This is a genomic window from Rhizobium sp. AG207R (assembly GCF_027109195.1).
GTDB classification, from domain to species: Bacteria; Pseudomonadota; Alphaproteobacteria; order Rhizobiales; family Rhizobiaceae; genus Rhizobium; species Rhizobium dioscoreae.
Genome location: NZ_JAEPVT010000007.1, coordinates 375,903 through 387,825, shown reverse-complemented (window position 1 = coordinate 387,825; position 11,923 = coordinate 375,903). Strand labels below are relative to the sequence as shown.

General features: G+C 60.0%; 10 protein-coding genes. 3 read left to right on the top strand and 7 right to left on the bottom strand.

Going from position 1 to position 11,923, the window contains the following annotated elements; genetic code table 11:
• Positions 1 to 34: 34 nt before the first annotated feature.
• The 3 genes from JJQ51_RS19195 (at position 35) to JJQ51_RS19185 (ending at position 5,945) form a co-directional block, all read left to right on the top strand.
• Positions 35 to 1,003 carry an ABC transporter substrate-binding protein gene (locus tag JJQ51_RS19195; protein WP_113330237.1) on the top strand — a complete coding sequence of 323 codons (969 nt, stop codon included), beginning with the start codon at positions 35 to 37 and terminating at the stop codon, positions 1,001 to 1,003.
• 392 nt (positions 1,004 to 1,395) lie between these two features.
• Positions 1,396 to 2,586 (top strand): efflux RND transporter periplasmic adaptor subunit, encoded by a 1,191-nt coding sequence (locus tag JJQ51_RS19190; RefSeq protein ID WP_113330238.1) that lies wholly within the window; start codon positions 1,396 to 1,398, stop codon positions 2,584 to 2,586.
• A gap of 14 nt (positions 2,587 to 2,600) precedes the next feature.
• Complete coding sequence (locus JJQ51_RS19185) at positions 2,601 to 5,945, top strand: efflux RND transporter permease subunit (RefSeq protein ID WP_113351600.1); 3,345 nt, start codon at positions 2,601 to 2,603, stop codon at positions 5,943 to 5,945.
• A gap of 37 nt (positions 5,946 to 5,982) precedes the next feature.
• Here the strand turns inward: JJQ51_RS19185 and ureG are convergent, their stop codons facing one another.
• From ureG to JJQ51_RS19150, 7 genes are all read right to left on the bottom strand, one after another.
• Positions 5,983 to 6,594 (bottom strand): urease accessory protein UreG, encoded by a 612-nt coding sequence (gene ureG, locus JJQ51_RS19180; RefSeq protein WP_113351601.1) that lies wholly within the window; start codon positions 6,592 to 6,594, stop codon positions 5,983 to 5,985.
• A 105-nt stretch (positions 6,595 to 6,699) separates the two neighbouring features.
• Positions 6,700 to 7,386 (bottom strand): urease accessory protein UreF, encoded by a 687-nt coding sequence (locus JJQ51_RS19175; protein ID WP_269245110.1) that lies wholly within the window; start codon positions 7,384 to 7,386, stop codon positions 6,700 to 6,702.
• A gap of 6 nt (positions 7,387 to 7,392) precedes the next feature.
• A complete protein-coding gene (ureE, locus tag JJQ51_RS19170; protein ID WP_145316308.1) occupies positions 7,393 to 7,908 on the bottom strand; it encodes an urease accessory protein UreE in 516 nt (171 codons plus the stop codon).
• Between the two features lie 78 nt (positions 7,909 to 7,986).
• Positions 7,987 to 8,847 (bottom strand): GGDEF domain-containing protein, encoded by an 861-nt coding sequence (locus tag JJQ51_RS19165; RefSeq protein WP_113395461.1) that lies wholly within the window; start codon positions 8,845 to 8,847, stop codon positions 7,987 to 7,989.
• Positions 8,848 to 9,119: 272 nt separating this feature from the next.
• Positions 9,120 to 10,832 carry an urease subunit alpha gene (gene ureC, locus JJQ51_RS19160; RefSeq protein ID WP_113330244.1) on the bottom strand — a complete coding sequence of 571 codons (1,713 nt, stop codon included), beginning with the start codon at positions 10,830 to 10,832 and terminating at the stop codon, positions 9,120 to 9,122.
• Positions 10,833 to 10,835: 3 nt separating this feature from the next.
• Positions 10,836 to 11,459 carry a Urease operon accessory protein gene (locus tag JJQ51_RS19155; protein ID WP_269245135.1) on the bottom strand — a complete coding sequence of 208 codons (624 nt, stop codon included), beginning with the start codon at positions 11,457 to 11,459 and terminating at the stop codon, positions 10,836 to 10,838.
• 17 nt (positions 11,460 to 11,476) lie between these two features.
• On the bottom strand, positions 11,477 to 11,914 hold the full coding sequence (locus JJQ51_RS19150; RefSeq protein ID WP_183813741.1) for a lysozyme inhibitor LprI family protein: 438 nt from the start codon (positions 11,912 to 11,914) through the stop codon (positions 11,477 to 11,479).
• Positions 11,915 to 11,923: the final 9 nt, after the last annotated feature.

Here is an 11,923-nt window from a genome sequence, read left to right as displayed (position 1 = left end):
TCAAGGCATAACTTCAGAGGGAAAGGGTGAAGACATGAAAAAAATAATGTTTGCATTGATGGCAAGTGCCATGACGCTTGCCGCCACCCAGGGCGCAATGGCGGCGGATAAGTTGACCCTGCAGCTGAAATGGGTGGCCCAGGCTCAGTTCGGCGGCTACTTCGTTGCCAAGGACAAGGGCTTCTACAAGGAAGAAGGCCTCGATGTCGATATCAAGGCGGGCGGGCCTGATATCGCTCCGGAGCAGGTCATCGCCGGCGGCGGTGCCGATGTGATCGTCGATTGGATGGGCGGCGCACTGGTTGCCCGCGAAAAGGGCGTGCCGCTCATCAATATCGCCCAGCCCTTCGAAAAATCCGGTCTGGAGCTGATCTGCCCTAAGGATGGCCCGGTCAAGACGGAGAAGGATTTCAAGGGACACACCCTCGGCGTCTGGTTCTACGGCAACGAATATCCCTTCTTCGCCTGGATGCATAAGCTCGGCCTCAAGACCGACGGCGGCAAGGATGGCGTCAACGTTCTGAAGCAGAGCTTCGACGTGCAGCCCCTCGTCCAGAAGCAGGCCGACTGCATCTCCGTCATGACCTATAACGAATATTGGCAGGCGATCGATGCCGGCTTCAAGGCCGAAGACCTGACCGTCTTCAACTATACGAAGCTCGGCAACGACCTTCTGGAAGACGGCCTCTACGTCAAAGAAGACAAGCTGAAGGATGCGAAGTTCAAGGCCGACATGGTGAAATTCGTCCGCGCGTCGATGAAGGGCTGGAAATATGCCGTCGAGCATCCGGATGAAGCCGCCGAAATCGTCATGGACAATGGCGGCCAGGATGAAAACCACCAGAAGCGCATGGCGGGCGAAGTCGCCAAGCTGATCGGCAGCGGCAAGCTCGACATGAAGACCTATAACCGCACGGTCGAAGCCCTGCTCGATCAGAAGATCATCAACAAGAAGCCGGATGGCGCCTATACGCATGAGATCACGGACGCTGCTCTGAAATAAGCTCGGAGCACTCACAGAGGCTAAAACGCGCGAGGTTTCCGCCTCGTGCGTTTTTTTCATTTTGTAACAGCAGCAACAAAACGCTGGCTTTGTCGCTCCGTCTGGCTGAAAAGCCCTCAGCCATCAACTATTCGAATGCTGACATCACAATGCCGTGATTGCTTCGCAGGGTTGTAGACGATAGAAATGCCCGCGAAATCATTTTCTCGTGATCTTGCGATAATTGAAAACCGATCCCATCTACAGGGCGATTTTAGGATGAGGGAACTGCAAGGCATGACAGACGGATATTGATCCGCCGGAGAAGCCGGCCCGCATGCATCGCATCCCCGTGTTCGCGACGGAAAACAGCGAAATCTCATTTTATCAAACGCCGAACTGGAACCGGACGCATGGCCCTTACGCCGTTTAGACTTCTGAGCACGACCGCAATCCTGCTTTCCCTGCTGGGCGTGTCTGCCGCCCTGGCGGAAGAACCCCCGGTTACCGCGCCGAAACAGAACCTGCCCGCAATCGTCATCACCACAGCCACGATGCGCCACCTGACCGATAAGGTCGTCGCGACCGGCACGGTGAAGGCCGTCGAGGAAGTTTACATCCAGCCGCAGGTGGATGGCCTCTCCATCCGCTCTCTCAACGCAGATGTCGGCGACAAGGTCAGCGCGAACAGCACGCTTGCCACGCTGAACGATGATGCTCTTATTCTGCAGAAGAGCCAGATGCAGGCGACGCGGGCCAAGGGCGAAGCAAGCCTTGCGCAATTGCACGCCCAGCTCACCGAAGCCCGCGCCAATGCCGAAGAGGCAGAATTGCAGCGTGTTCGCGCCGTCACAATGGGCGCCAAGGGCACGATGTCAACCTCCTCGGTGGAACAGGCGAATGCCGCCGCCGCCGCCAACAAGGCGCGCGTCGTTTCCGCCGAGCAGGCGATCGCCGTTGCAGAGGCCGATCTGAAAGTTACCGACAGCCAGATCGCCGATACCGATCTCAAGCTTGCCAGAACAGGCATTAAGACCCCCGTCGCCGGCACCGTCGCCTCGCGCAATGCCCGCGTCGGCGCCATCGCCAACGGCAATGGCGATCCGCTTTTCACCATCATCCGCGACAGCCAGCTCGAATTGGTGGTCGATGTGTCCGAGAGCGATATCACCAAGATCACGAGCGGACAGAAGGCCTTGATCGCGCTTTCAGGCCGTCGCGAAAAGCTTGCCGGAACGGTCCGTCTCGTTGCTCCAATCGTCGATCCCGTCACCCGCCTCGGCGCGGTGCATATCACGATCGACGAAGGCGAGAAGGCCCGCGCCGGCATGTATGGTAGCGCCGAGATCATCATTCGCCAGGAAGATGGCGTTGCGCTGCCGCTGACGGCAGTCAACAGCGAGGAAAACGGTTCTTCCGCCCGCAAGGTCGAAAACGGCGTGGTCAAGTTCGTGAGCGTCGAAACCGGCATCCAGGATTCAGGCTATGTCGAGATCGTCAAGGGCCTGAAAGCCGGTGATGATGTCGTCGCCAAGGCCGGTGCCTATGTTCGCGACGGCGACCACATCACGCCGGTTCGCGATACGTCGCAAGCCTCCAACTGAGCGAGAACGACAAGATGAACTTCTCCGCCTGGTCCATCCGAAATCCGGTCGCCCCGCTCCTCGGCTTCTTCCTGCTGATGGTCGTGGGCGCGCATGCCTTCTTCAATCTGCCCATCACCCGCTTCCCGAACATTGACGTCCCTATTGTCAATGTCACCGTGACGCAAAGCGGCGCCTCGCCGGCCGAGCTCGAAATGCAGGTGACGAAGGAGATCGAAGACGCCGTTGCCAGCATCAACGGCATCGACGAGATACAATCGACGATCACCGACGGCCAATCGCAGACCGTCGTCGTCTTCCGATTGGAGGTGCCGACCGAGCAGGCCGTTCAGGACACCAAGGACGCCATCGACCGCATCCGCGGCAACCTGCCATCGACCATCGATGAGCCGATCGTCTCCAAGGTCGATGTCGTCGGCCAGGCGATCCAGAGCTTCGCCGTGTCCTCGCCGAACATGACGCTCGAAGAGCTGTCCTGGTACGTGGACGATACGGTCAAGCGCGCGCTGCAGGGCAAGGCGGGCATCGGCCGAGTGGACCGCTATGGCGGCGCTGATCGCGAAGTGCGCATCGAGCTCGATCCCAACAAGCTGAACGCCTATGGCATAACAGCGCTTTCGGTGAGCCAGCAGCTCCGCAGCACCAATATCGATCTTGGTTCCGGCCGCGGCCAGGTGGCCGGCAGCGAGCAGGCGATCCGCGTGCTCGGCGACGCCCGCAATGTCGCCCAGCTCGCCGACACGACGATCGCGCTCACCAACGGGCGCTTCGTAAAACTCTCCGATCTTGGCGCCATCAAGGACACCTATCAGGAACCGAAGTCCTTTTCGCGGTTCAACAGTGCCCCCGTCGTCACCTTCGGCGTATTCCGCGCCAAGGGCGCCAGCGAGGTGACCGTCGCCAAGACGGTTGCCGACACGCTCGACAAGGTGCGCGCGGAGAACCCGAACGTCTCGATCGAGATGATCGACGACTCCGTCTACTACACCTATGGCAACTACGAATCCGCGATGCATACGCTGATCGAAGGCGCCATACTGGCCGTCATCGTCGTCTTCCTGTTCCTGCGGAACTGGCGCGCGACGCTGATATCGGCGGTTGCCTTGCCGCTCTCCGCGATCCCGACATTCTGGATCATGAACCAGATCGGCTTCTCGCTGAACCTCGTCAGCTTCCTGGCGCTGACGCTGGCAACCGGTATTCTCGTCGATGATGCCATCGTCGAAATCGAGAACATCGCGCGCCACATCAAGATGGGCAAGACGCCCTATCGCGCTGCCATCGACGCTGCAGACGAAATCGGTCTGGCCGTCATTGCAACGACCTTCACCATCATCGCGGTCTTCGTGCCCGTCTCCTTCATGCCGGGCATTCCGGGGCAATACTTCATCCAGTTCGGCCTGACCGTCGCCTTCTCGGTGTTCTTCTCGCTGCTGGTGGCGCGTCTGATCACGCCGATGATGGCCGCCTATCTGATGCGCGCCGAAGACGGCGTTGACGATCATCACGACAATGACGGCCGCTTCATGCGTGGCTATAGCTGGCTGGTGCGGCTAACGACGAAGAAGTGGTACACGCGTTATCCGACGCTGCTGGCCGCCTTCGCCTTCTCGGTCGTTTCGGTCTTCGCTCTCATCGTCTTCGTCCCCGGCAGCTTCATCCCGCCGGAAGACTCCTCGCGCATCGTTCTGTCGGCGGAACTACCGCCGAACGCCCGGCTCGATGATACCGAGCAGGCGACCAACGAGATTTATCGGCGCGTGAAGGGTATCGACGGCGTCGAAAGTGTGTTCGTGCTCGGCGGCGCCTCACCGAAGGGCGATCTGGAACTGCGCCGCGCCACCGTGACGCTGACGCTCGGCAAGCTCGATCAGTCGCTGACAAAGAAGCTCGTGAACGATGTGCTCGGCTCTATCCCCGTTATCGGCCCCCACCTGCCGAAGGTTACCGTCCATGGCCGCGTGCGCCCGCAATGGGAGATCGAAAAGGAAGTCTTTGCCAAGCTGCGCTCGATACCCGACGTCCGCATCACCAAGCTGAACGATCGCGGCGACCGCGACCTGACCTATAACTTCCTCTCGCGCAACGAAAAGGACCTCAATCAGGCCGTCGGTATTCTGGAAGCCAAGCTGCGCGCCGATCCGGCGCTTGCCAATGTCAGCGCCGACGGCGCCCTGCCGCGGCCCGAGTTGCAGATCTTCCCGCGCAAGGACGAGGCGGCACGCCTTGGCATCACGCCGCAGATGATTTCGGATACGATTCGCGTGGCGACCATCGGCGATATCGACGCTTCACTTGCGAAGATCTCGCTCGATGATCGCCAGATCCCAATCCGCGTTCAGGCCTCACTCGGCATGCGCCGAGATCTGGCCGCGATCCGTGCGTTGCGTATCAAGACATCCATGGGCACCACCGGACAGGCGTCCACCGGCACCACTGTACCGCTATCGAGCGTGGCCGACATCGACTATTCGGAGGGCCTCTCCTCCATCAAGCGCAACAACCGTTTCCGCGTCGTTGCGATCGGCGCCGACCTGCCGCAGGGCGTGGCGCTGGATACGGCATCGGAACATTTCCTCAATATCGTCAACAACGCCAAGATCCCGGCAACCGTGCATCTGGCCGAAAGCGGCGATACCAAGGTTCAGAAGGAAATGCAGCAAAGCTTCGGCAATGCCATGCTGCTCGGCCTTCTGCTCGTTCTGACCGTGCTCATCCTGCTGTTCAAGGATGTGATCCAGCCCTTCACCATTCTGCTGTCGCTGCCACTGGCGATCGGCGGTGTGGCGCTGGCCTTGATCATGACCGGCAATGCGCTGTCCATGCCCGTCATGATCGGCATTCTGATGCTGATGGGTATCGTGACGAAGAACGCCATCCTGCTGGTCGATTTCGCCATCGAGATGATGCATCAGGGCATGCCGCGGCTGGAAGCGGTCGTCGAAGCCGGCCGCAAGCGTGCCCGCCCGATCATCATGACCTCGATTGCCATGTCGGCCGGCATGCTACCGTCCGCTCTCGGCGTCGGCGAAGGCGGCTCCTTCCGCGCACCGATGGCGATCGCCGTGATCGGCGGCATCATTGTCTCGACGGTACTCAGCCTTGTGGTCGTGCCGTCCTTCTTCCTGATCATGGACGACCTGTCGCGCCTGCTCGGCTACCTCTTCGGCAGGCTTGTCGGCAAGAAAGATGCGGACGACGAGGTCGTGACCAAGGAAGGCCTGGCCGTCGCCGTCAACGAAAACCGCCAGTCGCTCACCAATCTGGAAGAGCGCCTGGAGGCCATCGAAAACAAGGATGGAAGAAACAGGTCGGTGGGCACCAATGTGCTAAAGCTGCCGCCCTTTGCGGCAGAATAAAACAGTCTCAGCGGATATGGGAACAAGGACGGGCGGCTCAAAGGCCGCCCTGTTCCTTTAGAAAGTCGACGATCCTGCTGACGCCCTCGCCGCGCTTCATGTCGGAAAAGACGAAGGGGCGTGCCTGGCGCATGCGGGTGGCATCGCGATCCATCACCTCGAGATCGACCTCGACGAAAGGCGCCAGATCCTTCTTGTTGATGACGAGAAGGTCGGATTTGATAATGCCGGGGCCGCCCTTGCGCGGGATTTCCTCGCCCTGGCATACCGAGATCACGTAGATGGTGATATCGGCAAGATCGGGTGAAAAGGTTGCCGCCAGATTGTCGCCGCCGGATTCGATGAAAACGACATCGAGGTCAGGAAGCCGCTCGTTCAGGCCGGCAATGGCCTGCAGATTGATCGTCGCATCCTCGCGGATCGCGGTATGCGGGCAGCCGCCCGTTTCGACGCCGACAATGCGATCCGAAGGCAGCGCCTGCATGCGCACCAGCGCTTCCGCATCCTCGGTCGTGTAGATGTCGTTGGTGACGACGGCGACGGAATAGTCCTCGCGCATCGCCTTGCACAGCTTCTCCGTCAACGCCGTCTTGCCGGAACCGACCGGGCCGCCGATCCCAACGCGCAAGGGTCCATGTCTCGATTTCATGCTCGCAACTCCGATAAAGTGATAGCATAGCTAAGCGTCGGGCGGCCGCACAGAGGCGAATGACGTAGGCGATGCCTCAATTTCAATATCTTCTTTGTAACGCCATCATGACCTGAAGAGCCTCGTGCCCTGGGTCTCATGCCGCAGGCTCGCAATATCGGCCTGTATGGTCGCAGCGCCAAGATCGTCGAGGCTGGATTGAGCAGCGCGGCGCGCGACATCTGCAAACAGACCTTCCAGCCGCGCCAGAACGGCGACACCATCTTTCTGGCCGCTGACACCAAGCCGAATGCCGGAAGATACCATCTGCGAGGCCAGCGCATGCAGGAAGGCGGCAGCCGCCTTCTCGACGGCAATGCCATGCGCACCTGCGACGGCGCCAACCGCAACCGGATAGGCCGTCCTTGCCGGGAGCATGGAAAAGATCGCATGTGGCCAGGCGGCAGCGGCCGAGAGAAAGGCATCTCCAAGCAGCATGGTCTCGTTATGCCGCTCCTTCGAGCCAGCCAGCGCCTCGGCAAGTTCCGCAACGGTCGCAAGCCGCTGCACATCTGTGCCCGCCCCGTGCGCCTCCACAAGCAGCACTGCATCATTCCACGCGGAGCCATGCTCAATGAGCGCGGCAATCCAATTGCTGAGGCCGGTGCTGTCGCGCACCAGGCCGTCATGCACCGCACGCTCCAAACCGCCGGAATAGGCAAACGATCCCACAGGAAACGCTGGCGACAGCCATGCCATCAGCCGCAACAGCGCCTGCAGGTCGCCATCATCTGAAACCACCGCGTTAGTCATCACGGTTCAATCATGCGAATGGTTGTGATAATCGTGTCCGTGGTCATGCCCCTGACCATGATGATGGTCGTGGCCGTGCGAATGGCCTCCATGGGCGTGGTAGGCGCCTCGCGCGGGCTGGAAAGGCTCGCTGACTTCGGTCACGACAGCCCCCAGCCCCTCAAGCATGGACCGGATCACATGGTCACGCAGGATCAGGATACGCTCCTCCTCGATCTGCGCGGGGAGATGGCGGTTGCCGAGATGCCAGGCAAGCTCGATCAGATGCCTGCGATCGCGCGGGCGGATCTCGAAAAGCTTTTCATCAGCTGCAACGATCTCAATCAGCTCGCCATCCTCGCGCACCAGCAGATCGCCGCTGGCAAACAGAACCGGTTCCTTGAGGTCGAGCATGACCATCTCGCCATTTTCGAGATGCAGCAGTTTGCGGCGCAGATGCCTGAGATCATGCGGCAGGACGACACGATCGATCGGATTGGAGGAAGGAGTGCCGGCCGGCAGATAGGAAGTGACGCGTAGCATGACTGTTCCAGTTTAATACTTTGTCAGACCATGCAAAATAGTCGCCTCCCGCGCAAGCATCAATGGCGCATGGAAGCCTCACATCCGCTGCACATAGCGTTGCAGTTCCCTGACATCCGTCGTTGCCTCCTGTTCCTGCTCCGTGGCGCAGCGATGCCAGACCTGCGACAGACGCTCGCGCTCGTGCATGACACGGTTGCGGCCGAGCGTCTTGGCAAGATAAAGCGCCTTGTCGGCGGCGGCGTAGACGGTCTCCGTCTTGCGATCCGCGCCAATATCGGCAATCCCGGCGGAAATGGTGATCTTCACCGACCCGCCTTCAATGGCGATCGAATGTTCGGCGATCTGCTCCTTGATCTCCTCAACGCGCGCGATACGCTCGGCCGTATCACCGCCATGAATGATGACGCCGAATTCTTCACCGCCAAGCCGTGCAATCACGTCTTCTCCGGTGAAGGCATCGGAAAATAGCCGCGAGACCGCAACGATCACGGCATCACCGGATGCATGCCCGAAACGATCGTTGATCGCCTTGAACCGATCCAGATCGAAAATCGCCAGGGAAGCGCCATCTCCGGCCATACTCAACGCCTCGGTGAAAGCACGGCGGTTGAGCAGGCCGGACAGCATATCGGTGCGGCTCAACCGCTCGAACTCAGCACGGGAGACCGCGAGCCTGTGGATGGAAAAGCCTGCCAGCACCGCAAGCGCGCCGGACACGGTGCCCCCGATGATCCATGCCAGCAAAACGCCAAAACGCATCGCCTCGAAGATCGGCAATGGCAGAAGATCAAGCCATTGCATCACAAAAAGCAGCACCAGGATGATGGCAAGCGACATGATGACGGCGACGAAACTCATCTTAAGCGCGAAAATAAAAATCGCACGTCGCTGCTGAAAATTACCGAGTTCGGCCTGCAGCGAAATCCATTGCTTCATGCGATTCACCTTCCTCAGCCCACTATTTCAATCATGTGAGATAGGGGTGAAGACGCTTCCAGGTCTTTAATGGAATGATTAAAATGCTGCGCATTTCCCAAGTTGTGAACAGACGGGAAGGTACATCCACCAAATCCGGTTTGCCGGCAGAAATGCGCAATGGCAAGCCACCATGCCATGTCATTGATATTGCTGCGTCCAGTGCGCAACATATGAAAACCCCGGAAAACCGGGGTTTTCATATCTGCCGATAATCGGCGTCCAAAATATCCTCAGAAAAGGAAATAGCGCTGCGCCATCGGCAGCACGGTTGCCGGCTCGCAGGTCAGAAGCTCGCCATCGGCCCGCACTTCATAGGTTTCCGGGTCCACCTCGATATGCGGCGTCAGGCTGTTGTGGATCATCGATGCCTTGGAAATGCCGCCGCGCGTGTTCTTGACGGGCAGCAGCGCCTTGGCAACGCCGAGCTTGCCGGCAAGCCCGGCATCGAACGCCGCCTGCGAAACGAAGGTCACAGAGGAATTCGTCCGGTTCTTGCCATAAGCGCCGAACATCGGCCGATAATGCATCGGCTGCGGCGTCGGGATCGAGGCATTCGGATCGCCCATGGGAGCAGCCGCGATGGAGCCGCCGATCAATACCATCTCCGGCTTCACGCCGAAGAAGGCTGGATTCCAGAGTACCAGATCGGCACGCTTTCCGACCTCGATCGAACCGACCTCGTGGCTGACGCCATGCGCGATCGCCGGATTGATCGTATATTTGGCGATGTAGCGCTTCGCACGGAAATTGTCGTTGTCGCCGGTCTCCTGCGCCAGGCGGCCGCGCTGGCGCTTCATCTTGTCGGCGGTCTGCCAGGTGCGGATCGCCACTTCGCCGACGCGGCCCATGGCCTGGCTGTCGGATGAAATGATCGAGAAGGCGCCGATATCGTGGAGAATATCCTCCGCGGCGATCGTCTCCTTACGGATACGGCTTTCGGCAAAGGCAATGTCCTCAGGAATCGACGGCGATAGGTGATGGCAGACCATCAGCATGTCCAGATGCTCTGCGATCGTATTAACCGTATAGGGCCGCGTCGGATTGGTCGAAGACGGAATGACGTTCGACTGGCCGCAGATCTTGATGATATCGGGCGCATGGCCACCGCCCGCGCCTTCCGTGTGGAAGGCGTGAATGGTGCGACCCTTGATGGCACCGATCGTATCTTCCACAAAGCCGCTTTCATTCAACGTATCCGTGTGGATCATCACCTGCACATCGTATTCGTCGGCAACGCTGAGGCAGCAGTCGATCGCCGCCGGCGTCGTGCCCCAGTCCTCATGCAGCTTGAGTGAGCAGGCACCGCCGAGCACCATCTCTTCCAAGGCAGCGGGCAAAGACGCATTGCCTTTGCCCGAGAGGCCGATATTCATCGGAAAAGCGTCGAAGGATTCGATCATGCGCGCCAGATGCCAGGGGCCGGGCGTGCAAGTTGTTGCCAGCGTTCCATGCGCCGGCCCGGTGCCGCCGCCAAGCATGGTGGTGATACCCGACATCAGCGCTTCCTCGATCTGCTGCGGGCAGATGAAATGGATATGGCTGTCCATGCCGCCGGCGGTGACGATCTTGCCCTCGCCGGCGATTGTTTCCGTGCCGGGTCCGACGATGATGTTGACACCGGGCTGCATGTCCGGATTGCCGGCCTTGCCGATCGCGACAATGCGGCCGTCCTTCAAACCGATATCCGCCTTGACGATCCCCCAATGGTCGAGGATCAGCGCATTGGTGATGACGGTATCGACCGCGCCATTTGCTCGCGTCACCTGGCTTTGCCCCATGCCGTCGCGAATGACCTTGCCGCCGCCGAACTTCACCTCCTCGCCATAGGTGGTGAAATCCTTCTCCACTTCGATGAACAATTCGGTGTCGGCCAGACGCACTTTGTCGCCGACGGTCGGTCCGAACATGTTGGCATAGGCGGCGCGGGAAATCCTGTAGGGCATCAATCAATCTCCTTGGGAGGCAGAGAGGAGGTTCGTGTCGGCAAGTCGCCTCAGGCGGCCGAGGGATATGTAGGCGTCCACCAGCCGTTTCTCGGCGGCGAAGGGATGTTCTTCCCAGCCCGTGTGGCTGAAACCGGTAATGGCGATATCGTCGTCGGAATAACGCGCCATCACATCGGCAATCACGATCATGCCGCTGCTCGGCACAACGTAGGAGCCGGGATCATGCTCTGCGAGTGCCGCATCGACGCCTTCGTGAATGGATTGACCGATCACGACATGCCGCTTGCCGGTTGCCTGACAGAAGGCGGTGAACTGGTCGGTATAGTCGTCGCAGAAATCGTCGAGTTCCGGATGCGAGATCGCCAGCGGCGTGCGCAGCGCCGCGAATTTGACCGGATCGCGCACGCTCCAGATCTCGGATGCGGAAGCAACGGCAGGGCTCTTGCGCCATTCGGCCGAGCCGAGCATGGCGCGCGCCGGCCGGCCGGTATTGCACACCGCAACGACGTCGGTTCGGCTGCCGCCGGCCCCCATCGAGCGGCAATCGTTGAAACGGATCACAAGATCGGCGGCATCGATGACGGCTGCGGCACCTGCCGCAACCTCACCATTACCGACAATCATTACGCTACGCCTGGAACTCACTGGTTGCCCTCCGGTCCATCGGCGAGGTCCTTCAATTCCTTGGTCCGCTTCTTCGTCAGGTCCGCCTTGCAGCCGGAGACGAGCATGGGCTCCATGGAGCCACCACGCGCCTGGAACCCTTGGGCCTCGCATTCGCCGTCGCGATAATCCACCCAGGCTCGCTGCGCCTTGATAAGCGCCTTTTCCGCGCCCTTCATGTTGTTGTCGAGATCCGCGTCGATGGCGACCATCGCCGCGCGCGTCTTCTTGTATTGCGCATTCAACGCCTTGTCGGCCTCACCGAATTCGAGCACAGCACAGATATTCATGTCCGTCTGCGTCTGTGCATTGGCGCAATCGGCCCCAGATTTCTTCGCGGTTTTCTGCGCAAAGACCGGGCCGCAAACCAGAACGGCGACAAGAGCGGCAGCGGATGCAAGCAATTTCATCGACATTGCGCTTCC